This is a genomic window from Peptoclostridium litorale DSM 5388, from assembly GCF_900141635.1.
GTDB classification, from domain to species: domain Bacteria; phylum Bacillota; class Clostridia; order Peptostreptococcales; family Peptostreptococcaceae; genus Peptoclostridium; species Peptoclostridium litorale.
The window spans coordinates 81,142-106,496 of record NZ_FSRH01000010.1; the positions used below are offsets into that span (position 1 = coordinate 81,142).

General features: G+C 41.3%; 23 protein-coding genes and 2 pseudogenes. 10 read left to right on the forward strand and 15 right to left on the reverse strand.

The features are described from left to right. Positions 1–78 precede the first annotated feature (78 nt). The 6 genes from BUQ87_RS10210 to BUQ87_RS10230 all read right to left on the reverse strand — a co-directional run bounded on the left by BUQ87_RS10210 (position 79) and on the right by BUQ87_RS10230 (position 4,381). Positions 79–924 carry an MBL fold metallo-hydrolase gene (locus BUQ87_RS10210; RefSeq protein WP_152548144.1) on the reverse strand — a complete coding sequence of 282 codons (846 nt, stop codon included), beginning with the start codon at positions 922–924 and terminating at the stop codon, positions 79–81. 576 nt (positions 925–1,500) lie between these two features. Continuing rightward, positions 1,501–1,809: a hypothetical protein gene (locus BUQ87_RS15910; protein WP_330391330.1), complete on the reverse strand. Its 309-nt coding sequence runs from the start codon at positions 1,807–1,809 to the stop codon at positions 1,501–1,503. A 146-nt stretch (positions 1,810–1,955) separates the two neighbouring features. Beyond that, positions 1,956–2,483 (reverse strand): macro domain-containing protein, encoded by a 528-nt coding sequence (locus tag BUQ87_RS15915; RefSeq protein WP_330391331.1) that lies wholly within the window; start codon positions 2,481–2,483, stop codon positions 1,956–1,958. Between the two features lie 11 nt (positions 2,484–2,494). Continuing rightward, a complete protein-coding gene (locus tag BUQ87_RS10220) occupies positions 2,495–3,310 on the reverse strand; it encodes an HpcH/HpaI aldolase family protein (protein ID WP_200774460.1) in 816 nt (271 codons plus the stop codon). A 23-nt stretch (positions 3,311–3,333) separates the two neighbouring features. After that, the gene (locus BUQ87_RS10225; RefSeq protein ID WP_159434321.1) at positions 3,334–3,558 is read right to left on the reverse strand and encodes a hypothetical protein; all 225 of its coding nucleotides are present in this window, start codon (positions 3,556–3,558) and stop codon (positions 3,334–3,336) included. 154 nt (positions 3,559–3,712) lie between these two features. After that, positions 3,713–4,381: a YkgJ family cysteine cluster protein gene (locus BUQ87_RS10230; protein ID WP_038263707.1), complete on the reverse strand. Its 669-nt coding sequence runs from the start codon at positions 4,379–4,381 to the stop codon at positions 3,713–3,715. A gap of 290 nt (positions 4,382–4,671) precedes the next feature. On the opposite strand from BUQ87_RS10230, the pseudogene BUQ87_RS15070 reads away from it, so the two are divergent. Continuing rightward, positions 4,672–4,803: pseudogene (locus BUQ87_RS15070) on the forward strand (IS3 family transposase); the annotation flags it as partial. Between the two features lie 432 nt (positions 4,804–5,235). Here the strand turns inward: BUQ87_RS15070 and BUQ87_RS10235 are convergent. The 3 genes from BUQ87_RS10235 to BUQ87_RS10245 form a co-directional block, all read right to left on the reverse strand. Beyond that, positions 5,236–5,931 carry a molybdopterin-dependent oxidoreductase gene (locus tag BUQ87_RS10235; RefSeq protein ID WP_038263704.1) on the reverse strand — a complete coding sequence of 232 codons (696 nt, stop codon included), beginning with the start codon at positions 5,929–5,931 and terminating at the stop codon, positions 5,236–5,238. Positions 5,932–6,377: 446 nt separating this feature from the next. Further along, positions 6,378–7,754: a GGDEF domain-containing protein gene (locus BUQ87_RS10240; protein ID WP_052636032.1), complete on the reverse strand. Its 1,377-nt coding sequence runs from the start codon at positions 7,752–7,754 to the stop codon at positions 6,378–6,380. A 40-nt stretch (positions 7,755–7,794) separates the two neighbouring features. Beyond that, positions 7,795–9,633 carry a HAMP domain-containing histidine kinase gene (locus BUQ87_RS10245; protein ID WP_074210094.1) on the reverse strand — a complete coding sequence of 613 codons (1,839 nt, stop codon included), beginning with the start codon at positions 9,631–9,633 and terminating at the stop codon, positions 7,795–7,797. 295 nt (positions 9,634–9,928) lie between these two features. On the opposite strand from BUQ87_RS10245, the pseudogene BUQ87_RS15845 reads away from it, so the two are divergent. The 5 genes and pseudogenes from BUQ87_RS15845 to BUQ87_RS10270 form a co-directional block, all read left to right on the forward strand. Further along, positions 9,929–10,228 (forward strand): annotated as a pseudogene (locus BUQ87_RS15845) (PAS domain-containing protein); the annotation flags it as partial. Continuing rightward, positions 10,176–10,400: a PALP domain-containing protein gene (locus tag BUQ87_RS10255; protein ID WP_074210095.1), complete on the forward strand. Its 225-nt coding sequence runs from the start codon at positions 10,176–10,178 to the stop codon at positions 10,398–10,400. The pseudogene BUQ87_RS15845 and the gene BUQ87_RS10255, both read left to right, overlap by 53 nt. A 445-nt stretch (positions 10,401–10,845) precedes the next feature. After that, entirely contained in the window at positions 10,846–12,846 is a 2,001-nt protein-coding gene (locus BUQ87_RS10260) for a toprim domain-containing protein (protein WP_038263701.1), read from the forward strand. Then, positions 12,846–14,996 (forward strand): DNA gyrase/topoisomerase IV subunit A, encoded by a 2,151-nt coding sequence (locus BUQ87_RS10265; RefSeq protein WP_038263698.1) that lies wholly within the window; start codon positions 12,846–12,848, stop codon positions 14,994–14,996. The genes BUQ87_RS10260 and BUQ87_RS10265 overlap by 1 nt, the downstream gene beginning before the upstream one ends. A 94-nt stretch (positions 14,997–15,090) precedes the next feature. Then, positions 15,091–15,651, forward strand: coding sequence for a nitroreductase family protein (locus BUQ87_RS10270; RefSeq protein WP_038263696.1), 561 nt, complete (start codon positions 15,091–15,093; stop codon positions 15,649–15,651). A 119-nt stretch (positions 15,652–15,770) separates the two neighbouring features. Here BUQ87_RS10270 and BUQ87_RS10275 read toward each other — a convergent pair whose 3' ends face one another. Together BUQ87_RS10275 and BUQ87_RS10280 are read right to left on the reverse strand one after the other, a co-directional pair. After that, positions 15,771–16,592 carry an SIR2 family protein gene (locus tag BUQ87_RS10275; protein WP_038263693.1) on the reverse strand — a complete coding sequence of 274 codons (822 nt, stop codon included), beginning with the start codon at positions 16,590–16,592 and terminating at the stop codon, positions 15,771–15,773. Positions 16,593–16,895: 303 nt separating this feature from the next. Beyond that, positions 16,896–17,096, reverse strand: coding sequence for a cold-shock protein (locus BUQ87_RS10280; protein ID WP_038263692.1), 201 nt, complete (start codon positions 17,094–17,096; stop codon positions 16,896–16,898). A gap of 364 nt (positions 17,097–17,460) precedes the next feature. Between BUQ87_RS10280 and BUQ87_RS10285 the strand changes: the two genes are divergently transcribed. The 4 genes from BUQ87_RS10285 to BUQ87_RS10300 all read left to right on the forward strand — a co-directional run bounded on the left by BUQ87_RS10285 (position 17,461) and on the right by BUQ87_RS10300 (position 21,429). After that, positions 17,461–18,981 (forward strand): glutamate synthase-related protein, encoded by a 1,521-nt coding sequence (locus BUQ87_RS10285; RefSeq protein WP_038263689.1) that lies wholly within the window; start codon positions 17,461–17,463, stop codon positions 18,979–18,981. 274 nt (positions 18,982–19,255) lie between these two features. After that, complete coding sequence (locus BUQ87_RS10290; RefSeq protein WP_038263687.1) at positions 19,256–19,540, forward strand: DUF5320 domain-containing protein; 285 nt, start codon at positions 19,256–19,258, stop codon at positions 19,538–19,540. 106 nt (positions 19,541–19,646) lie between these two features. After that, positions 19,647–20,033, forward strand: a complete 387-nt coding sequence (locus BUQ87_RS10295; protein WP_038263685.1) for a rhodanese-like domain-containing protein — start codon at positions 19,647–19,649, stop codon at positions 20,031–20,033. A 136-nt stretch (positions 20,034–20,169) separates the two neighbouring features. Further along, a complete protein-coding gene (locus BUQ87_RS10300) occupies positions 20,170–21,429 on the forward strand; it encodes a MutS-related protein (protein WP_052636031.1) in 1,260 nt (419 codons plus the stop codon). 101 nt (positions 21,430–21,530) lie between these two features. Here the strand turns inward: BUQ87_RS10300 and BUQ87_RS10305 are convergent, their stop codons facing one another. From BUQ87_RS10305 to BUQ87_RS10320, 4 genes are all read right to left on the reverse strand, one after another. Further along, entirely contained in the window at positions 21,531–22,181 is a 651-nt protein-coding gene (locus tag BUQ87_RS10305) for a hypothetical protein (RefSeq protein ID WP_052636030.1), read from the reverse strand. A gap of 193 nt (positions 22,182–22,374) precedes the next feature. Then, positions 22,375–23,475 carry a histidinol-phosphate transaminase gene (gene hisC, locus BUQ87_RS10310; protein ID WP_038263683.1) on the reverse strand — a complete coding sequence of 367 codons (1,101 nt, stop codon included), beginning with the start codon at positions 23,473–23,475 and terminating at the stop codon, positions 22,375–22,377. 35 nt (positions 23,476–23,510) lie between these two features. After that, a complete protein-coding gene (buk, locus tag BUQ87_RS10315; protein ID WP_038263680.1) occupies positions 23,511–24,587 on the reverse strand; it encodes a butyrate kinase in 1,077 nt (358 codons plus the stop codon). Positions 24,588–24,758: 171 nt separating this feature from the next. Next, a complete protein-coding gene (locus tag BUQ87_RS10320; protein ID WP_038263677.1) occupies positions 24,759–25,355 on the reverse strand; it encodes an indolepyruvate oxidoreductase subunit beta in 597 nt (198 codons plus the stop codon).

Here is a 25,355-nt window from a genome sequence, read left to right on the forward strand (position 1 = left end):
AAAGCTTACATCCAGTAATCTCTCCCATATCTCATGGAGTGGAAAAAGGCTATATGTGCATATACGTCTTAATCTCCATCAGTATCTAAACCACTCATATCTTTCTCTAGCAATATTTAAATACTCATCAGCATTTGCTTTATTCTCTGCGTACAGCTGATGCCATTCAGCCGACACGAGCATATCTTCATACAATTTGGCCCTCCAGGCTTCCAGCATATGTCTTTCAAATTTCATGAAATCTGCCGCACATATCACTTCATTCCCGGATGATGCCGAAAGCTTAGTAAGCCAGTCAAGACCCTCCCCACATCGAAGCAAGTGGTGATCGAGAATCAATGTCTTAACCCCTTTTGCCAGCTTCAACGCATTGTTCCAGGCTTTTTCCGTTCTGCCCTTCATATACTCTTCCAAATATATTGGAGGGCCGCTGGCTAAAACTATGTCCGGCTTGCATTCTAATATATCGTCTATTGTATCTTCATCCAGAAATTGAATATCCGAGGCATGCAAAAATACGTTTTTACAGTCCGATATCTTTGTCATTGTAACATTGCCATGCCGTGTGCCCTTTTCGCCATGTGGCACCGGCTTTAAAAATGACAGAAAAGCATCGGCCTGGCCCTTGGCTTCATAAATATTTTTATTTAAACCTAAAATAAGCCCCTCTTCTCTTTTTTTAAGTTTTTCATTTAATTCATCGCATTTGTTAGCCCATATTTTGTAATTTGACGGGATTTGCCTCACTTGATCTACCGACAGCTGGTATGGATTCGCATCGTACAGTGGCGTGTGGTCTCCATGAAAATGGCTTATGACAACATCTGTGGAATCTTCCAATTCCTCTAGTATTCTATTTCTTATGATTCGTCCCACTCCCACTTGAACAGGATGAGGCATAAGGCCATTTCTGAGAATCCCCAAAGCAATCCCTGGATCAATGAATATTTTTCTGTTTTCAACTTCGACGACACAGCTTAATCCTCTTACCCCTGTGCCGCTTCTGTAATTAAGGCGTATGTGATGCCATATGTAACATTTTCTAAATCACAGTTTATATCTATTATCATAAAATTGTTTATAATGAAAATGGATATATCTATCCATTCTTCTCTTGTGTGCGCCCCATCACCTATAATCGTACCTATTGTGTTGGCCAGCACACCTCTTGAAAGAGGTATCTTTGCATCTGTAGAATAAGGCTGACAGTCTATTGGCCCATCATAATACTTGTGAATTGTCGGATGAAAAGCTAAATGCTACCGACGCTATGATAAAAACCTTCAAAAATATGAGTCCCGAATCCAAATCACTCCTGAAAAAAACGATAGAGCTATTTTTCGATGAAAGCAAAAATAAACTTAGTTGGATATTCAGTTCAGCAAGTGAGTTTCTATCTCGGAAAATGGGACTTTGCAGTATTTTGTGCCTTTATATATGGAACAGAATGTGCATTTGTTGTACGAAGATCCCTGTGTTACAGGCAGCATGGTTGTCATTTCATACTGAGTTTATCTCGAAGATATTGTAGTTTCCATCCTCGATGAAGTACTCTATGATAATGTCGAATTTACTGCTGTGCGAAAGGGCAAATCCGGCCTTAAGCAGCAAATCTTTGGTTTCATCAAGATTCAGCCTGAGTGCTATGGCAAATGCAATTACAGTGGACTTGCTCGGCTTATAATTTATATCATTGCGTATCTTTGAAAAAAGCTTTCGGTCTATATTTGCTTTTTTATATGTCTCCACATCTGTCATATCCTTTTCGTCGATAAGTCTCAGTAGTCTCTGCGAGAAGCTTTCGTCCAATTGACTTACTACATCGTCAAGGCTTCGTTTGGATTTTTTTGCAGGTGCAGGCGCTTCCCTCGGAAATACCCTATACTCTTCCTGATAGGCCTTGATTATCTTATCTCTTTCTTCTAATCTGGCATTATAATTATAAGGCTGTTCTTCTATGTACTTATCATCAATATATTATATTGCGCAATGGATGAAAAAAGCTTCTCTGACAGCATAAATGCCGCCCTGTCGTATACAACAAGAAAAATAGTCATTTCATTGCGTAGCAGAAAATCTCCTATAACCGAAATTGCGATCTTCAATGCCTTATCCTTTGGACATCTAAATGCCCCCGAGGAAATCAGCGGGAATGCAATACTCTCTAGTTCATATTCTTTCGCTAATGCAAGCGAATTCCTGTAGCAGTCGGCCAGCAGCTTTTCCTCATCGCTTTTGCCGTCATTCCATACCGGTCCGACAGTGTGGATTACATAATTTGCAGGCAGCCTGTAGCCTTTTGTTATCTTTGCTTTGCCGACTTCACAACCTCCAATGGTGCGGCACTCTGCAAGAAGCTCTGGCCCTGCGGCCCGATGTATTGCCCCGTCAACCCCTCCCCCGCCAAGCAAGGATGAATTTGCCGCATTGACAATTGCATCGGCATGAACTTTAGTTATAAGGTTTGCTCTTCTTATTTTCATATTACAATCTGCTATAAATTTTTACATTCAGAAACTGCTTTTCTGCAGGCCTTCACAAATATGGACGCATCGAGGCTGTATGTCACGCTGTCAAATCCTAAAGAGAACCATTCGCGTGCAGCTTCCGGACTGCCTGCAAATATAAATGAAAGTTTGTTGGCCCTTTTACATGCATCGAGTATGTGAAGTATAGCATCCTTAAGTTTTGGAGAGTCAAATTCAAAAGGCACCCCAAGAGCTATGGATAAATCGCACGGACCAACGAATATGCCGTCAACTCCTTCCACAGCCAGTATTTCGTCTATATTTTCATACGCCTGTGCTGTTTCGCATTGTGGAAGTATTAATGTTTCATAGTTACAGCGCTTGGTATATGAATTCGCGTCAGCAGCCCATGAATCCTCTCCCCAGCAGCTCACCCTTGTGGGGCAAAACCCCCTTTGTCCGAGAGGCGCAAATTTCGCAAGACGCACAAGCTCCTTCACCTGATCCACAGTGTGTATGTTGGGAACGACAAGACCCTTGGCTCCCACATCCAGCATGCGCAAAACGCTCGACCTGGTTATTTCACAAATTCGAACAAGAGGTGTAATTCCCCCATATTCCGCAACCCTTATGCAATCTGCAGCTGTTTCCACTGAAAAAGGACCGTGCTCCGTATCTATTATCAAATAGTCAAAGCCGCCTCTTGACAGGCACTCTACTGTGCCGGCGCCTCCCATTTCTAAAAAAGTTCCGAGGGTTTTGCTGCCGGATAGCGATTTTTCCTTTAGTTCGTTTTTCATTGCTGGAACAGATGATGTTTCGGAAAATGATAAGTCATACATTCTAATCTCCCCCTGTTTTTTATTTATTCCTTAAACTTTGCAGTTGAATTTATGCTGGGAACATTGAAAATTCCTGTATCCCCTATGCCGATTCCTTCTATTGATGTTCTGCAATTTTCTTTTTCTTCATGGCAACCCAGCTTGACCAAATCCCTATACTGATTATATTTACCCGTATAATCTCTCCTGACATCTTTATGTATCTCTAAATACGGCCTTGCCCACGAAAACATTGTTTCTCCTGCCATCTAACATGATTATTCTTTTCCCATTTCCTATGTTTCCCTGAGTATGATCCTTCATCTGAAATTATGCTTTATAACCGGATCTATGCCTGCTTATACGCAGGTACTCATACTTTTGCAAAAACTAAAAACTCCCAATTCGGGAGTTTTCAAATTTTTAAATTATGCCAAGCTTTGCTTTAGCTTCGGGAAGTCTGGCAAAAAAAGCTGTATAAAAATCCTCCCCCTCTTTTAACGTCATTCTATAAAACATGTTCAGCAGGTATTCATTGATTTCACTAAGCTCTTGCTCTTCTCTTATAAACTTAATACGAAAGCTAAGCGCTTTTATAAAATTATGCCAGGCAAGAATAAACGCCTTGTTTTCCTGATGATTTTTAATGCCGATCCATTTTTTCACTTTGACTTTTTTCAGCTTGTTTTTTAGACAGGCTCCGACTTGCAAGAAATATTTGAAATCATCTTCTTCATACACTCTTCCAAGAGGGAACAAGCGGCAAATATTCGGCCTGTGAGCATGTACGTAGCATCTGTCTTCTTCATTTAAGAAGCCACAACGTTCAGACTCTCCATGCATTTTTAAATGCGGCAAAATGATTTTGTCATTCAATCGAAGCTCAATCTTGTCTTCAAGCAGTTCGTCAAATGATACGTTTAAATAGCTCGCGATTTCATAAACATCAAACGGATTCAGTACGACCAAATCTCCAACGCCATGACAACATGCGCTGCAGCCTTCACAGCCACCGGCATCTGCTTTTACCATATCTTTGATGTCATAGATTTTTCCATCAGAAATACCTTCCAAAGTCTTCAATGTCTTCATTTTTCACCCTCTACTATATGCCCAATTGCAATTAATTATTACAAGATGATATAAGTTTAATCAGACATAAACAGGTTGTCAATGTTTAAATTTCAAAGAGATATAATGTCCTCAGGTAGTTGGACACAAAATCGAAAAAATAAGATAAACTAAAAGTATGACTAAAAAACTAAAAAACTAAAAAACTGGACCCCAGAAGAAAAATCTAGAATTGTACTTGAAGTGCTTCGTGAAGAAAGCACTCTAATTGAAATCGCCAATAAATATGGTGCAAGCGTGATAAGAAGGCTAAAACCTATCCATATCTACTCAGAAATCTCAACATAAACCGACCTAATCAAGTATGGGCAATTGACATCACTTACATCGGAACACCTACAGGGTTTGTCTATATGGTGGCAATTATCGACTGGCATTCAAGATGACTAATGCTTATATGGAACGCTATAACTATGAACGAGAACACCAAGGTCTTAATAACAAAACTCCTAGTGAGCTCTTTCATTCAACAAAAAAAGTCGCTGTATAGCATATCAAAACACGGAAGGAGGATTTATCTTAAGAGATCGATTTTCGTGTCTTGACAAGCGGGGACATTATACTATTTGTTCCCTTTAAACTTGTTTCCATTGAAGTCCCTATCTTTCTATAAACCGATTGCTTTTTTTGCGGTCTCCGAAGCGATCTCAACAAGCAGCGATCTTGCAATTCCATCCCACAGCTCTCTTGTCAGCCTCCTATCAATAGAATTTATTTTTAAAACTGCCAGTTTGTTTCTTGAATTGTCTGAGCAATTAGCTCTATGCTCTTATTCAACTCTTCTTTATCTTCATAGGTAGTTCTCGACCCTCTTATTATTTTTTTTCTGAATCCGGCACATCCGCTTCGTTATCGTAGCCTCTGCTCTCCCAGTAACCTTTATATTTGGAATTGTCCGATAGTTCAATTTCAATTACCCACCTGGCCCACTTATAGCCAAGCTTATCTTCTGCGACTACGATGAAGGGATATCCCAATGACGGCGGCAATGTGATCCTGTTTGATGAATAGGCAAGGATCATCTTTTTGTCTATGATATCCTGCAACGGAATCGAGGTTGTATAGCCGTCAATACAGTGGAAAATGACAGTGTCAGCCTTTTCATCTGCTCCGGCAAGATCAATTATATCTTTTAACATAGCGCCTTTCCATAGCACTGTCGCATCCCACCCCTCGACGCAATGCAAAGTGATCAGTTTTTCATAGGCAGCGAGAGAAAGTACGTCGTCATATGACAGTGAAACTGTTGATTTCACAAGGCCTGATACTTTCAAAATATAACTGTTGATATCGACCGTCTGAATACCTTTAATCGAATTATCTCTCAGTCCAGCGGAAGGATCCAGTTTGGTCCCCTTGTAATCCCGTATCTCCAGCTCGCTGAATCGATTTTCAGTCGCCTTGGAAATAACGTCCACATCTTCGGATGCGTTTTCTCTTGATCCACTGTTGCATGAAACCAGTAGCAATACAGATAATAATAATGTGGTTAGACAAAAAACTCTTTTCATAATCGTAACCTCCAATAATGTCAATTTTTGTTCGCAAAAACGGGTTCTCCAAATGTACGGTTCACCGTATAGTATCATTGACCATGCAAAAGTCTAAATCATAGTAAAACCGGTTATCTCCGCCTATTCATAGCATACCCGCCGACAGAAACTGTCAATCTCGCTCCTGTAATAAATCTATGGCATATTTTACACATAAACGTTGAAATAAAATTTATGCTCGCTTTTAACCAACTAAAAAGGGTTCAAACGGATTTTCACATATCCATTTGAACCCTCTATTTCTTATTGTTTACTGCTATATCGGCATTGCCACTCCAACGCATAGTCTTTACATACATAATCATTACACTCAGTATAATATCGATTTATGCTACATAGTATCGACTCTTTTTCCGCCATTAGGGCTTAGTGATTCAATGAAACCAGCATATTTATAAACTCTTTTAGCATTTTACGCGAATACTGTCAATCATCAGTGAATCAATAATCGGCTTGCCCAGTTTTACAACTTTAATGTTTTTATATTTCACAGACTCCTTCAAAGAGATGTCGACGGTAAAATTATCTACTGCTAATGTATAACCCATATCGGACAGGTTTTTGAGAGTATCAACGGTATCATCATTCACCAATACGTCTTCAAGCAGTGCTTCCTCAACCTCTTCTACTATATTCATGCGCTCTTTTGCTTCCCCTGCTGTATTGCAGATGATAACGTGACCAGCAATGCTTTTTGCATCGTACATCAAGCCATCTGCAAATCGTATAAGACTGTCCCAATTGCCAAGACCCATGTGCCTGTTAACCGCTCCAACCGACATACCTACAAAATGTGCTCTATTATGTGCATCAATAATAGGAATTGCAATACGATTCTTAAGAGTCCTGACATAGCTGTCCAGAAAATCATCTGAATCATATTCTGTTGGCTGAAGTATTACCACAAATTCATCACCGCCAAAACGATAGACCTGTTCCCTGCCGAATACTTCAATCAGGCGATTTGCCACTTCAATCAGTATCTCATCTCCGATTGCATGTCCAAATGTATCGTTGATGTATTTGAATTTATTGAGGTCTATGAAAAACAGCGCATGATCGTCTGCATTCTTGTTTTTCGTGTTCTCATACAAATTATAACGTGTGAGAAGTCCCGTTAAGTGATCGAAGTTCGCAAAGTATTCATGTTTCTTGATTGAACGTGTCAAAAACAATCCCAATATTGTAACCAATACTGCAACAATAATCATACTGAAATCAATTACCCTTAAATATCCTAGATCTTCATCATATTGCTGCTGATACAGTTCGACAACTTCATGGATATTATTCTTGAGATCAAGGGCGTTTAGAACTATCTCATCAACCAGATCCGCCCGTGTGGGATCTTCAATAACTTGCTTTGCATTTCGATCATACCTTTTGTACTGATCCTCATAGCTCTCAATCTGCTCTTTAATTTTTGGAAAATCATTTTGCATGAGATCCAATTCTTCCGATCCGTTATAAAGTGCATCCATGTATTCCTCATATATCTGAAGTTCTCTGCTCAAAACTGCTTTGGCTTCATTCAGATGCTTTTCATCTTCAGTTTGATATGCATCTTCAATCTGCTGTGCATAATTTGCTATTAGCATGGTTCTCATTCTCTGGGAGCCCGATATATTGATTGCTGCTCCAAAATACTCCATATCCCCGCCCTTATGAATAGAAAATATAATTCCTATAAAAAAAGGCAGCAGCGAAAAAAGAAGAATTAGCACATTTCGATATGCTACTGAATTAGTTTTCTTAATACGTATTTCTTTTTTTACATTCATACTTCTTACTCCATCCTTATTTAACATTTCACTTGTTATTCTATGGATATATATCCGAAAATTCAATATTAATCTTTTCTATGTTACATTGTGGCATGAATTCTTCTATGGAAGAGCCATTCTCCTCTTTCGAAACCAGTTTAACAGGCATTTCAATTATAAATTCTGTTCCTTCACCACATTTGCTTATGACACTGATGTTGCCGTCATGCATTTCAACTAAGGACTTAACCAGTGACAGCCCTATTCCGCTTCCCTCATTTTCTCTGATATATAGTGGATCCGCCTGCCTGAATCTTTCAAATATTATTTCCTGTTTGTCTTCTGAAATTCCTATGCCTGTATCCTTTACAGATATCCATACGCTTTCCTTCTTATCATATATATTGACTTCTATTTTATCATTCGGATTTGTAAACTTGACTGCGTTCGAGATAAGATTTAATATAATTCTTTCCATTTGCTCCGAGTCAAATGCCAAAATCTTTTCTTCCACCTCCGTATCAAATATAATTTCCCTTGATTTGCTTTTCACATAATCAACAGTTGATAATGTTATATTCTCAACAACTTCAACAATATTTCTATTTTGCAAGTGCAAGCTTTTGAATCCCGAATCAATCTTTGTAATGTCAATTATATTATCAACCAGCCTCAATAATCTATAGGAATTTTGATTTACTCTATTTATATGTTTATTTAATTTCTCACTGTCCAACTCTCCATTATCAATATGCAGAGACAATAACTGCATTGTAGAAAAAATCATATTTAAAGGTGTTCGCAGTTCATGAGATATGTTTGAAAAAAATTCAGTCTTTAACTTGTCGTATTCAATAGCTTCTTCCAACAGTCTTTTATTTTCGTTTATAAGGGTATTGAAACTATTTGATAAAACTCCTATTTCATCATCACTCTTTATGTCAGATTGAACTGTAAGATCTCCATTTGCGGCCACTTCCATACATTCTTTTAACTTATTAATGGGTTTAACACATGCATTTGTTAGAAAATATAACACTCCGCCAATCAATATTACTGTTAAAATCGATATAATAAAAACATGTAGTTTTAACCGTTCTATGCTTTTAGTCATCTCATCATAATAGGCGGACATCCCTATTGACCATCCAGTGGATTTAACCGGCTTAAATGAAACTATTTTTTTTTCACCATTATAAAAATAATACCCCGTTCCCTCTTCACCACTTATCATCTTTATGATGATATTTTTCAAATCATCACTGGAATTTTTGAACAAGTCATACTCCGTTGGATGTGCGACTGTTGCCCCATGTGAATCGAACATATATGCATATCCATAGTTTCCAAATTTCTCATCATTTATAATATCTGTGATTACAGATAAATTTACAGTCCCTGCTGACAATCCAATAATATTACCCTCATCATCTCTTATCGGGGCTGAAACCACAATAATAGGATTTCCTGTAGATTTGGATATCTTGGGATCCGATATGACGGTTTGCCCTTCCAGGGTTTTATGAAAATAATCCCTATCAGAAATATTGCCCGATACTCCATTTGTCGCTTCATAGTTGCCATCCGTATCAGATATTAAAACTATTTCATATTCCTCAAAAAACTTCCTATGACCCTCTACATACTTGAATACAGCATTATAATCCAGCTCTTGCGCGGCATTCATAGCGGATATTTTTTCCATCTCCTCTTTCCAATGCTCAAATTCATTTTCAACATTTACTACCAGTTTCGCCACTTTCTCTTCAGCTATTGCTTCGACATGATTAATAATTATTCTTTTGGAAACCGTATATGCCATTAATGCTAAAGATAATAATCCTATGCTGGCTACTAAAATCACAGGCAGCATAATTTTTTTCTTCAAGCTTCTCATGTACCATCCCCCTATGTCTTTTTATTAACAATATAAGTTAAAAATGCGATTTTAAAATCTATATGTAAAATTCTTTCTAAAACTGCGATTGACACTTTGGCAAGGCTTAACCCCATTGGCTTTACTGCAAAGTCTCATACCCACTTATATAAATTATACCATGCTTTTTTTTTATAAAGAAAAAATCTCCTAAAATCCAGGACTTTATCATTCAAATTCATTCTCCATCCGCTATATATTTCTATAACCCATCTTGATTTTTATATAATTTTTATATGTATATACTCTCAACAATCATGTAACCGGAAGAAAAGTCGGTGAGCCCTTCGAACACCTGGTCAAGCAGGTTTTGCTCTCAAGAAATTTTGAAGGTGACTTCGCCGCAAATTACTTGACGGTCACTGCCGACGGCAGAGAAATAAAGTCTTCAACAGCTCTTATCAGAACCTCCAAAGGCGATGTTATCGGGGCACTGTGCGTGAACTACGATGTATATCTGCTGAGAAACTCCATATCTAGCATAAGAAATTTCTTCGACGGTAGTGGTTCCAGTCGGAAACGGCACACTTCTGCTGCGCTGTTATTACGGCTTTAATGAGCTTTTGGAATTAGGGCTGATAGAAAAGCTTCCTCGAATCATCGCCGTTCAGTCCGAGGGGTGCGCTCCAATATACAAGGCGTTTAAAGAAGGCAAATCCTCTGTTGAAAGCGTGACAAACACCGGAACCCTGGCCGAGGGCATTGCCATCGCCGAGCCGATGAGATGAGATCAGATACTCAAGGCCATTAGGGATACATATCGCGACATAATAACCGCTCCAGAAAACAAGATTGACGAGACTAGAAGATACCTCGCTGAAAGAGGATTCTTCGTGGAACCCACTACTGCCGCGATTTTTGCAGGATTTTTAAGCTACTACAGTGAAAATAAAGCCGGCCTCTCCGGCAAGGTGATAATCCCCCTATGTGGAGCGGGACTGAAAAAAAACTAAATGCATGTGAGCTATATCCCCAATTTCAACCTGTCTTATTTTAATATCCATTTCTATTATCCTTTTTGTAAACGCAAGTGTTTTTAATATATAACGGCAAAAATATCAAACAGTAGTTCGCATTTTTTTTGAAATAATGGTATAATATCTACTGCAATTTAATAAGCGGGAATTATTTTAAACTTTTATTTTTTAACATGCAGGAAAGGAATTGATATAGATGTCTGAAATAGTAAGACTTAAAGGCGCAGACAAGGTCAGAAAGCGTGCCGGAGTCATGTTCGGCTCTGATGACATAGAAGGGGTGAAGCACACGCTTTTTGAAGTGGTGTCAAACTCAATAGATGAGCACAAAAAAGGATATGGCGGAATTGTAAAGGTTGTAAAGCATAAGGACATGTCCTATTCGATAATAGACGAGGGCAGAGGGCTTCCAATGGCATGGAATGAAAAGGAGCATGCCTACGACTGGGAGCTGACCCTGAGGACCCTTTACGCAGGGTCCAACTACAATGACGATTCAGAGGCGCTGGGCCTTAACGGACTTGGCCTTTGCGCGACTCAGTATTCGTCGGAATTCATGAACGTGACATCATGCAAAAAAGGCAAGACATATTCCGCCAGCTTCAGGCAGGGCAGGCCTGTGGACAAGGACAGCGGAGAATTTGTAAAAGAAGACAGCGACATGACATTTACAGAGGATGAAGGCCTCAGGGTAATAAGCGTGCAAAGCGGTAAAAGCTCCAGAACAGGCACGACAATACACTACAAGCCGGATATGGATGTATTCACAGACATAGACATACCTTCGGACTGGATAGTGGAGACATTGAAAAAGCAGGCATACATAAACAAGGGGCTTGCATTGGAATTTGTGGATGAAACCGCAGATACAAAGATTCGCTACCACTATCCAAACGGCATATACGACTATGTAAAAGAGGTTTCAAGCGGAAAAGGCATAAGCGACATAATAAGCTTTTCAGACAGCGGCAAGGGGAAAGACAGGGCCGACAAGCCTGAATACGATGCAAGATACGAGATGGTGTTCACTTTCAACAACGAGATCACAAGGCAGGAGTGCTTCCACAACAGCTCGGAGCTTACGAACGGCGGCTCCACTGCAGATGCCATATCCACGGCTTTTATAAGCAGCATACACGATTTCCTAAACAAAAACAAGCTATACAACAAGGGCGACAAGAAGATAAAGTTCGCAGACGTACAGGACAGTTTTATATACGTCATATCGAGCTTTTCCACAAGGACGAGCTACGAGAACCAGACCAAAAAAAGCATAAACAACAGGTTCATAAAGGAGTTCGTCACAGGGTCATTGAAGCATGAGCTTGAAATATACTTCACTGAAAATCCCATGGAGGCTGGCAGGATATGCTCCCAGGTTCTAAACAACTCAAGGGCGAGGTGCAAAGCCGAAAAGACAAGGCTGGACATAAAAAAGAAGCTAAGCGGAAAGATGTCTTTCGGCGACAAGCCCAAGAATTTCGTGGACTGCAGGACCAAGGACATGGGCAAGAGAGAGCTTTTCATAGTGGAGGGGCTTTCAGCTCTCGGCTCATGCAAAATGGGAAGGGACTCCAACTTCCAGGCCATAATGCCCATAAGGGGTAAGATACTAAACTGCCTCAAGTCCGACTACTCCAAGATATTCAAGAGCGAGATAATAACCGACCTTCTCAAGGTCCTAGGCTGCGGCGCTGAGGTCAAGGTGAAGGGCATGAACGGCATATCGTCTTTCAACATGGACAATTTGAACTTCAACAACATCATAATACTGACGGACTCGGACAAGGACGGGATGCAGATAAGGTGCCTTGTAATAACCATGTTTTACAGGCTCGCGCCCACACTTATAAAAGAAGGCAAGCTGTACATCGCCGAGACGCCTCTGTTTGAGATCAACACCAAGCGCAAGACATACTACGCATACAGCGACAAGGAAAAGGACAGAATACTCGGCAAGCTGAAGGACAGGCCTTACACCGTACAAAGGTCGAAGGGTCTTGGCGAGAACACAGGGGATATGATGTGGGAAACTACGCTTAACCCTGAAAACAGAAAGCTCATACAGGTTTCAATGAACGACATTGAAAGCATAACGGCGGACATGGACGTGTTCATGGGCGACGACATAGAGGGCAGGAAGCGCTTCATAGAAGAGCACGGCCACAAATATATAGACTACAGCGAGGTGATGTAATGAGGCAGCCCATAATAGATACCATAAAAGAAAATTACATGCCCTACGCGATGTCCGTGATACTCAGCAGGGCGATACCTACAATAGACGGATTCAAGCCCTCCCACAAGAGGATTCTTTACACAATGTACAAGATGGGGCTTATAAACAAGATACGGACCAAGTCGGCAAACGCAGTAGGCCAGACAATGAAGCTACTTCCTCACGGCGATGCTTCCATATACGAAACAATGGTCAGGATGTCAAGGGACAATGAAAGCCTTCTTGTGCCGTTTGTAGACAGCAAGGGCAACTTTGGAAAGGTTTACTCGAGGGACATGGCCTATGCGGCATCGAGATATACAGAAGTCAAGCTCGAAGACATATGCAAGGAGGTTTTCAAGGACATCGACAAGGATGCTGTAGCCTTCATAGACAACTACGACAATACTACCAAAGAGCCTGTGATGTTGCCCACGACATACCCCAACATACTCACCAATCCTACAATAGGGATTGCGGTGGGAATGGCCTGCTCGATACCTTCATTCAACCTCAATGAGATATGCAGCGCCGTAATAGCGTACATCAAGAACGAGAACGTTGACATAATGGACTTCGCAAAGCCTGACTTTTCAACCGGCGGACAATTGGTGTTCGACGAAGCTTCCATGAGAAAGATATACAAAACCGGAAGAGGAAGCTTTAAGCTCAGGGCCAAATATGAATACGACAAGAAAAGCAACTGCATAGACATATACGAAATCCCATATACAACCACAATCGAAGCCGTAATAGAAAAAATCATATCACTGGTCAAAACCAGCAGACTGCGCGAGATATCCGACATAAGGGACGAAAGCGACAAGAAAGGCCTTAAGATAACAATAGACCTTAAAAGAGGCAGCAACTTCGAGAATGTAATGCAAAAGCTGTACAAGCTGACACCGCTAGAGGACAGCTTTTCATGCAACATGAACATACTCACGCTTGAAAACAAGCCCAAAGTCATGGGGATAAAGTCCATATTCGACGAGTGGCTTAAATTCAGAAGAATATGCATCACAAACACCACAAGATTCAACATAAGGGAGATATCAGGCAAGCTTCACATACTAAAAGGCATGGAGAAAATACTTCTGAACATAGACAAGACAATAGACATAATTAAGCAGTCGGATACGGACGAGGATACCGTAAAAGGTCTTATGGCCGCCTTTGAAATAGAGCAGATGCAGGCCGAGCACATAGCCAATCTGAGGCTTAAAAACCTTAACAGGTCATATATATCCAGGAAAATATCGGATATAGAAAATCACGAAAACGAACTCGAAAGCCTTCAAAACACACTTGATGATCCGGGCAAAATAGACGAGATAATAATATCCCAGCTTAAGCATGTAGCCAAGCAATACGGATCGCCAAGAAGGACAGAAATAGTGCGCGGCAGCGATATACCTGAAATACAAGAGGATATAATCATAGAAGACTACAACTGTACGGCACTTTTCACAAAAGAAGGTTATTTCAAGAAGCTGCTTAGAAATATAGACGGACAAAAGCTAAAAGACGGCGACGAGGTGCTAAGCACATCCAATTCGACCAACAAGTCGGACATACTGCTGTATTCAAGCAAAGGCAGCGTATACAAGCTTAAAATGCACGAAATGGAAACTCACAAGCCTTCGCAGCTCGGCTCCTACCTGCCCCCTGCGCTCGGGCTGGATGAGGACGAAAGCATGATATACATGACTACCACTCAGGATTACAAGGGATATCTGCTCATATCATTTGAAAACGGCAAGCTAGCAAAAATAGACATGTCCGCCTACCAGACAAAGCAGAACAGGCAAAAACTGCTCAAGGCCTACAATACGGACAGCAACATTATATCCATGCTCCACATTGAAGAGGACATAGACCTTCTCATCCAAAGCAGCATAGACAAGACGCTTATAATAAGCACATCAGACATAAGCGCCAAGGTGTCCAGGACCACCCAAGGCATAAGCTGCCTTAAATCCAAAAACGGCAGCGTAATGAAATCATGCAGGCCTCTTTCTGATTTCGAACTGGACGAAGAAACAGTAGAATACTACAGGGGAAATCCAAACGCGGTTGGAACTTTTGTCAGAAAACAGGATATTGAAATATTTAAAGACCAAGATTGATCTCTTGGTCTTTTCCTTATGACAATGCAGTTTAATAGTCCATTCAAACAGGTATATACAAAATGTACACAGTAAAACTTCGGAGGTGGATGGATTGAACAGCGTTATAGAAACCATAAAAAGCAGAAGAGCTATAAGAAAGTACTTGCCTGAGCAGATAAATGACAAGGAACTAAACACCATACTTGAGGCTGCAATATACGCTCCAAGCGCCCATAATGAACAGTCATGGCATTTCACAGTGATCCAAAACAAAGACGCCATAGCAGACTTGAACAAGTCCGCAAAAGAAGCAGCAAAAGAACTCTCTCAGGACGAGGCCATAAAGCAGCTGGTTTTCGACGAGGACGTGGACATATTCTATGGCGCCCCCACGGTCATAGTGGTTTCAGGCGAAGAAAAGGCCATGATGCCTCTGATTGACTGCGTAGCCGCAACTGAGAACATGCTGATAGCAGCCAGATCCCTCACTATAGGAAGCTGCTGGAACGGTATAGCCGCATTCCTTTTCAACAGTAACAGCGGAATGGAATACGCCAAAAAACTCGAAATACCAGAAGGCTACAAGCCCTATTACGCAATAGCAATGGGATATACCGACTCCACCCCAGAGGCGCCGCCAAGAAGAGGCGGCACAGTAAACTTTATAAAATAGCTCTTCTGGAAATAGTCGATTTGAACAGTTACGCAAATAACCCGCCTGATAGGCGGGTTGTTTGCTTTAAGCATTAAAATCAATCAACAAATCATTCATTTTAATATTTTTCAGCTCTGCTAATTTTGTTTTTCTGAGCTTTTTTCAAGAAGCTCAGAAAGAAACTGCAGCAGCCCGTCTTCTTCTCTTTCCTGTTTTGAAACTACGACCTCTATTCCCCTTTTTTGAAAGATTTTCTGCTGCACCGGATTCGGCTTTGCCAAGAATATGTATGGGCTCAGCCTCCTGTCAAGGTGCTTGCTGTTCTCCCAAAGCTTGTTCAGCTTGAATATAAGATATCTCAGATTCACATCATTCAGACTGTACCCTATAAACAGTATTGTCTTGCCCAGAATATCAGAGCGCAGCTTTATATCCAGAGGCGTCTCGAAGTCCAATCGCTCAAAATAGCTGGATTCAGTCAGAACTATCGAATTTTCTTCTGAAAAGTCGCCGTGGAATTTTATTATCTGTGTACTTTCATTTCCCAGGCTGACCAAATCCTCAACTTTGACTATTTTTCTGTACTCTCTTCCATAGCTGTCATAAGTTTTTTCAAGCCACCTGTCATAATTTGTCGTATAGATTATGGGAAAATCCAAATCGAATATAAGCTTATGTACCTTGGAATCCTTGAGTGAAATTGAATTCCTATGCCACTCCTCGTCCATCCATTTCACAAGGTCATTTATTCCATTGTTCTCAATTTCATAGTATTCTGCCAATTCCCTGTATCTTCCATATGATTCAAATTCATCCGGGTCATACCCGAGCTTCTCACCAATCTGCCTTATCAAATTGTCAAACAGCGGAAGCCCCAAGTTATTAGAAACACCCGCTCCAACAAAAAGTATCACGTTTTTCCTCTTGATTTCGTATATAAGTTTTTCCGGCAAGCCCATACCGAATCCTCCCCTATGAAATATGTCTTTTTCTCTATCGATTATTTGAATATTTACAATATCCCTATGCCTAATGCAATCAACAAGCTTGAATAATTATATTATACCCCATATACTTTTATTTATTTTTTGACTGCAATTTTTTATATGGATTATGTCTATACAGCTTGCGCCAAACAAGCTCTTATACACTGGCACTATCAACCCGTGCTCGGAATTCGCACCCGTTAGATTACTCCCATGCTGGGCGCACTAAAAAAGGACATGAAGTTTATCTCCATGTCCTTAATATGCTATATAAGATTATAGGCTTACTATATTCTCAGCTTGTAGTCCTTTTGCTCCTTGAGCTACATCAAAAGAAACTCTTTCGCCTTCTTCTAGTGTTTTAAAACCGTCTTTTTGAATTTGAGAGAAGTGTGCAAAAACATCTACTCCGTCTTCTCCTGTTATAAAACCAAATCCCTTTTCTGCGTTAAACCATTTCACTGTACCGTTATTCATAATCGCTACCTCCAAATTTTATTTTCTTAAAACATTTCGTACAAAGTAAATCAACTTAAAAATTTAGAGTTAATACGATTAATATCGGTATCATTCTATTTTATTTTTAAATTCAAATATTCCCTACAAACTTTAATTAAGACTTCTTATTAAGAATATCACACTTTGTCAAATATGGCAATTTTTTTCTTTTTGCGAGAAAGACTCTTGGTCGCATCCCTTAACATCTACACACTATGTACATGTTGCTCTTTAGTGTATTTCATACTCATTTATGTAAACAAGTGGTAGAATACTACTGTAAGGACCAGTTTGCTTTTCATTTTATGCGTTGATTTTTTAAAAACTGAAAGGGGGAAATATCATGACTTATTCACCAGCATTATCATCTGCTTTCAACAACACGAAGAACCGAAGCAACAAGCTTTCACCGCAGTCGGGAATGTGTTCTTTCTGCACGGAGGACTGCCTTGGAACTTGTGAAATCGGGCTTTCAGCGGTACTTGGAGCCCAAGCCGTATATCCGACCACTACTGGTAGCAACCAGGTGGCTTCAGAGAAGGACTACCCTATCGACTATTCCCATTTTAACATCAACGGCCGTGTCTTCGGCGCGATTGGTGCAAATGCGACATACGATGAAGCCAATATTTTCAATGTGCATCTGGAACAGGAATTTGGAAAATGCAATACTGTGAAGTTGGCCATTCCGGTTATTTTGCCTGCGCTCATCAAAATGAACTGGGAGGACTATTTTGCGGGAGCGGCCATGGCTGGAGCCTGCTGTGTAATAGGGGAGGAAGCGAGGGACAAGGACCCTGATCTGCAGATAAAAGACGGAAAGATTGTCCATTTTCCTAAATTACAAAACATGCTGGATGCCTTCAGGAAATATTACCGCGGCTATGGGCAGATCATACTTCAGTGCAATGTCGAGGACGACATGCTTGGACTTCCGGAATATGCCATAAATGAGCATGGCGCTGAAGCCATTGAATTCAAATTCGGGCAGGCTGCAAAGGGAACGCAGCCTGCAAGACGCCTTAAAGACAGGGACGATGCGCTTAAGAAGCAGGAAATGGGGATACTTGTACATCCGAATCCAAGTGACCCGAATGTGATAAAGGCGTATGAAGAAGGGGTATGCCCTAATTTTTACAGCTATGGAAGACTGCCACTTTGGGAAGACGACTATATGGTAGAGCGCATTGCAGAACTCAGGGAAATGGGCGCCAAGAACATATATTTTAAAATGGCCGGATATGACCCTTCGGATTTGGATAAGGTACTTAGAATGGCAAGCAAGGCCGGTGTGGACATGATTACATTTGACGGAGCGGGAGGCGGAAGCGGATACAGCCCGTGCAAGATGATGAACGAATGGTGTCTGCCTACTGTCGTAATTGAGGATGAAGTCTGCAGGATTATACAAAGGATGAAAGAAGAAGAGATCTGGATTCCAGCCGTAGCTGTTACAGGCGGAATTGCTTCAGAAGACCAGGTGTTCAAAGCGCTGTCTTATGGAGACGGTGATGTGACTGCTGTTGGTATTGGCCGTGCGGCAATGGCTGCGGCAATGAGCGGAAAAAAAATCGGGGAAATGATTCAGGATGGCAATGTGCCGGAAAACCTTAAACAATACGGAAGCACAGTCGAAGAGATTTATGGGGATCTGGCGGAGTTAAGGACCCTGTATGGAAAAGATGCAAATTGTTTTTCACTGGGTGCCATAGGAGTTTTTTCATACCTCAATAAAATCGCATTTGGATTGAAGCATTTTGCTGCACTGAACAGAAAATTTGACATAAGCTATCTGGATAAGACTGACTTGATTCCTTTGACCAGGGAAGCAAAGGATTTGATCCGAGGGAAATGGCTTGAATAGATAGTTTGAAAACTGCAAAAGCCTGACCGATTTATTTCGGTTCAGGCTTTTGCATATTATTGGCTGAGCAGTCTGTTTGCAGGCAAAGGCGCAGTTGACCCTTTTTAGACTCTGTAATCAAGTAATTCCAAAGCTTATTCTTTTCTAAAACCATTGGCGCCAATGGTAAAAATTATTGTTTGCGACGAAGTTATTGACATATGCCAAAAGTAGGAGTAGTGTAGTAAGTGAAAGTAGCATATGCCAAAAACTATGACAAAGGGAGGCTTTTAATATGCCAAGAAAAGACGGGACAGGCCCTCAAGGCAATGGAAGCATGTCGGGAAGAATGATGGGAGTTTGCAAGACATACAATGATGATGTAGATTTCATCCCGGGATCAGGAAAAAGAATGGGCATGAGAGCAGGTATGAAATCTGGTTTTGGATGCAAAAGATGCTCCGGAAGATATGGAGCGGGCAGGCAGATGGCCGATAGTTCAAGAAAAGAAATGCTCAGCAGGGAACAGGAAATGCTGGAAGAAAGACTCAGCCAGATAAAAAAAGAAATTGAAGACTAGACGTCCGTTTACACTGAGAGGGTGAATTTCACCCTTCATTTTTTTGTATAACAAGGGGTATTCAATGATATAGTCTGTTTGGAACAAAACGAAGGAGGATGGAAATATGGCGCAATTGACACATGAAGTTCAGAAGTATTTCAACGAACTTAAATGTGGATCAAATAATTTGATCACGTTGGATGATTTGCTTAAAAGGATTGAAGAAAAAGATGAGATTTTCATGTTGGATATTCGTAAAAAAGAAGACTACAGTAAAGGGCATATAAAAGGTGCCTTTCATGCAGAATGGAGTGAGATTGGAGAATTTATTGAAGATGATGTCTTTAGCAAGGAAGAAAAAATCATCGTAATTTGCTATTCAGGCCAAAGTGCAGGTCAAGCAGTCGGGATTTTGAAATCTCTGGGGTACAATGCATGTTCGTTAAAGGGTGGCATGATAGCCAATTCCGAAAATGATAATTTGAATATTGAAGCAAGTTGTTCCACTTGAAATTGATGATTTCTCCGGTGGAGATGTGTAAGAAAAAGTTAATTGAAAAATCATGCCAAAGGCCAGTCTCTCAGGCCTATGATCATTAGGTTACAATGACATTAGAGAAAAAATCAAAACATATGCAGCAAGCAATTTGGTAAAGAAATTGGCTGATGAAATGATGCCAAACACCAATCCCAAGATTATATTTGACAAATATGATGAAATAAGGGAAGCTGTAACCATTCTGAGGGAAGGAACTGGAATAAGCCTTGGCGGAATCAACGATATAACCCCGTTCATCAAAAAAATTGAAAAGGGAATGTTTCTTCACCCGGATGAACTTCTCAATGAAATAGATATAAGGGATGATGAAGTTATCGACCTGAAAAAAGCGAGGCATCCCATGCTGAGAAATGAGGCTGTTCCGCTTGACATAACAATCGGGACTAACTGCAGGACCCTAATCATAACAGGACCGAATACCGGCGGCAAGACAATAACTCTAAAGACAGTGGGACTTATGGCGCTGATGACCCAAAGTGGAATACTCCCTCCAGTCGGAAAAGGCAGCAGCATATCAATATTCAATAAAATACTTGTTGACATTGGAGATTTACAAAGCATAGATCAGTCACTGTCGACGTTCTCAGGACACATGAAATCGCTTGTTGACATAGTAAACAAGTCTTCAAGAAGAACATTGGTGTTGATTGATGAAATCGGAACAGGGACGGACCCCAAAGACGGTGCAGCGCTTGGAATTGCCATATTGGAGGAAATATACAACCGCGGGGCAATCACACTGTCAAGCACCCATTACAGCAAGATAAAGGAATACAGCGAAATGCACGAGGGTTTTTTAAACGCCTCAATGGATTTTGACAGGAAAACATTAAAGCCCCTTTACAAATTGCTGATAGGTGTGGCAGGTGAGATTAACGCCCTTTGGATTTCAAAGGAACTGGGGCTTTCCGACAAGATTATCGAAAGAGTCAAAAAAATCAACGAAACCCATGAAATAGTAACGGCAAGGAAGATAACCAAGTTTTCCAAAAAAAAAAGCCGAGTGGCTGAAATCAAGAATGCCAATACGGAGTCCGACCCTAACAGGATTATTTACAATAAGGGCGACCGGATTATATTAAATGAGACTGGAAACCACAGCCTGGTATTCGAGCATAAAATCGACGAACACACGGTAGTAGTATTCAGGGACGGCAAATATGACGAGGTTAACGAAAAAAGGGTGACTCTTGACAAGAGAATGGAAGTGCTGTATCCGGATGGGTATGACCTTGACCAGCTTTTCATATCCTTCAAGAAAAGAAAATTGGACAAGGATATACGAAAAGGACGCTTTAAGAATTTAAAGGAACTTCAGGAACGATTCAGCGATTTGAACGAGGCCTAGGAGAATGACAAAGAACCCGCCTAATTGGCGGGTTCATCTTTTTACTACTCTTCTGTTTTTTAATCTTATCTCTTTTATCTCTTAATTGCCAATTTTTTGTTTTACGCTTCCTGCGCCTTCTTCTTTGCAAACGCAAGTATAGCTCCAAGAGCTATTGAAAGCATTGCCGCCATAAGCACCCTGTATTCAGGCGGAAGCATGAAAGTTATTGTGTGCGCCGGTATCCAGAATATCGGAATGGTCTTTATTATCGCAAACGATATGAACCCCTTCCAGTCTATCCTAGAAAGCACCTCTCCAATAGGCGCCATCTGTCCCTTTTCATAGCTCAAGTCTATTATCGTGTCCGTAACCCTGTGGAACGCCATCATTGTAGGCGCGAAAGTAAGGTTCATTACAGAGCTTACAAAGAAAGCAAACAGCAGCTTGGACTCTCCTCCCGGAAGAAGCCCGCTTCCCATAGCAGCCTTTATTCCAGATGCGAACACGCTGAATATAAGAACTATTACCATTCCAAGCAGGCCCCATATTGCGCCCCTGTACACTACTCCCTTTGGAACATTCCACTCCGTAGTGACTATCCTTATTGCCAAAAGCTCTCCCATAGTCGCAAGTATGAAAAATTTAATGAATCCGCTTATGAACGGGTGAACCGACGTAAAAGCGATGAATACATCGTGAGTCGCAGGCATCACCAGAAAAAGCACTGCAGCCGCAAGGGCTCCAACCCATAGAAAATCTCCCTTTTTCAAAATATAACCTCCCAGCATTTTTTGCACCAAAACCCCGGCATATATGTTCAGCCGAGGCGGTTTTGACGGCAGAGCCTTCGCCCCGCCAATATACATTATATCATTATATATAAATTAGAAATAATATTAACTGTCGGAAGAGCGCATGTAATTGTATGAAACAGTCCAGCTGGTTTATACATCACATGCCTTTTTACTTCTCCTTTAATATGTCTTCCATTGCGCTCACGAAAATCTGAGTCTGCTCAAGAGTTCCAGTGCTGACTCTAAGCCAAGTGTCCATATTCCATAGGAATCCTGGTCTTATTATTATTCCTCTTTGCTGAAGCTTCTGGAATACATCTTTCGAGTCCATTCCAACATTTGCAAACACGAAATTGGCGTTTGACTTTATATACTCCATGTTGTTGTCCTCGAAGAATCTTTCCATCATGTCCATGCTCTCATAGTTGAGGTCCACTGTCTTTTCTATGTGCTCCTGGTCCTTTATTGCAGCCCTTCCAGCAGCCTGCGCAAGAAGGTTCACGCTGAACACGCCCCTTATCTTTCCGACTTCTGCGGCTATATCCTTAGAAGTCAGTGCGTATCCCATTCTGACTCCCGCAAGGCCTGCGACCTTCGAGAAAGTCCTAAGTATTATTGTATTAGGCCTTTTCCTCAGTATGTCTATGCTTTCAGGGTAGTTCCTGTTTCTCTTTGCGTATTCGTAGTACGCCTCGTCAAGCACAAGCACCACGTGCTCCGGAATGCTCTTTGCAAGGTATTCTATCTCGTCGCTCGTCATTATGTTTCCTGTAGGGTTGTTTGGGTTGCACACGAATATGAGCTTTGTCCTGTCGTTAACCCTTGATACGAAGCCTTCGAAGTCGTGCTTGTGGTCCTTGAGCGGAAGCTTTACTGCAGTTCCTCCCATGTGAACGACTCCACTTTCATAAAGCGAAAAAGTAGGGTCAGCCATTATGGCCTCGTCACCCGGGTTTATGAAAAGTCCTGTTATGAGCTTTAGTATCTCTTCCCCGCCGTTTCCCACGAATATCTGGTCCGCGTCCACTTCGTACATTCCAGCTATGTCTTCCCTCAGGCTCCTTGCAGCTCCGTCTGGGTATATGTTTATATTGTAAGCCATCTCCCTTATCGCCTCTACGGCCTTTGGAGAGGGCCCAAGCGGGTTCTCGTTCGAAGCAAGCTTTACTATGTCATCTATTCCAAGCTCCCTTTTTACGTCTTCAATAGGCTTTCCCGGAATGTAAGCCCTCATTTCGGCTATTTCTTTTCTGAAAAGATTTTTTTCCATGCGATTGTCCTCCCTGTCTTTTATAAGTCTTTGGATTAAAAACTGTCAACGTACTCCCTTGCCTCTTCCTCTCCCTTTATGACTCTGAGTGCTCCGTTTGCAAGTGCCTCAAGCTCGTTTTCTCCTGGCGATACCACAACGGGTGCTATGAACTGGACCCTCTTTGATATCCAGTCTGTCATCATTTTAGAGTGAGCTATTCCACCTGTTATCACAACTGCGTCAACCTGCCCGTCTACGACAGTAGCAAGCTCCCCTATCCCCTTTGCAACCTGGTATGCCATGGCCTCGTACACTAGCCTGGCCTGCTCGTCTCCCTCAGCTATCCTCTTTTCAACCTCAAGTGCGCTGTTTGTTCCAAGGTATCCTGCAAGCCCGCCGTTTCCTCTCATCATTTTGCCCACTGCCTTCTTGTCGTAATCCCCGCTAAAGCACATGTCCATGAGCTTTTTGCACGGAACCCTTCCCGACCGTTCAGGCGAGAAAGGCCCCTCGTCGTCCGAGACTATGTCCACAAGCCTTCCACTCTTGTGCATTCCTATAGATATTCCGCCTCCCAGGTGGGCTATTACCATGTTCATGTCGCTGTAGTACTTTCCAAGCTCTCCTGCAACCTTTATCCCAACGGCCCTCATGTTGAGCGCATGTGAAAAACTCGATCTTTTTATAGCGGCCATTCCGGATATTCTGGCTATGTCCTCAAGCTCGTCAACTGCCACTGAGTCGTATATATAAGCCCCTATTCCAAGCGGCTTTGCTATCTCGTTTGCAATTATAGCTCCGAGGTTTGAAGCATGCTCCAAAAGAGGCTTTTCAACAAGGCGCTTTATCATTACATCGTTTACACTGTACGCTCCCGACTTCACTGGCGGAAGAAGGCCTCCCCTTCCCACTACGACCGAAAGCTCTCTCACGTCAAAATCTATTTCTTTAAGAATATTCATTATGGCGTTGTATCTCATTTCGTACTGGTCTGTTATCCTTTCAAAAGGTGCAATCTCCTCGTTTGAGTGGTCAAGGGTCTTCTTGTAAAGCTCCTTTTCGTTTTCAAAAAGTGCAATCTTTGTGGATGTTGAACCAGGGTTTATTGCAAGAATTTTATATAAATCCATATTTACCTCCTATAATATTGTAAGTAAATGTATAGTCGTTCAGAATATTCTGAAAATCCCACAGCCTCTGCAGGCCCTAAAAGTATTTCGGGAATCCAGCCCCGCATATTTGCATACGGCCGGATTCCCTGTATTTAATTTCCATGCTTTGTTTTTTGTCGTTATGACTTTTTATTTTACAAGGTCGGCTTCCACCATCTCCATTCCCTTGTTTATTGCGTTTACATTGAGCTCTATGAATCTTGGCTTCACACTCTCCTCAACCATTTTGTTCCAGTCTATTCCCTCTATGCCCATGGCCTTTATAAGCCCTCCAAGCATTACTATGTTTTGAGCCTTTATGTTTCCAAGTTCCATAGCCTCTTTTGAAGCGTCTATTACAGTTATGTTCTTAACTGCGCCCTTAAGCTTTTCTATCACTCCCTCGGGATAAACCTCTGCTCCAGATATTACGCTTGCGGAAGGTATTTTGTGGCTGTTTACTACAAGCGATCCTTCAGGCTTAAGGTAGTCAAGCCATCTCAGGGCCTCTACCTCCTCGAAAGCCACCATTACGTCTGCAGATCCCTTTCCTATTATAGGAGAGTACACCTTGTCCCCGTATCTAACCTGAGTCGTAACGCTTCCTCCCCTTTGAGCCATTCCGTGAACCTCTGACATTTTAACATCGTGTCCAGCCTCTATAAGACCGGCTGAAAGTATTTTTGAAGCAAGTATTATACCCTGTCCTCCAACTCCGACAAGAAGAACGCTTTTCACATTTGACAT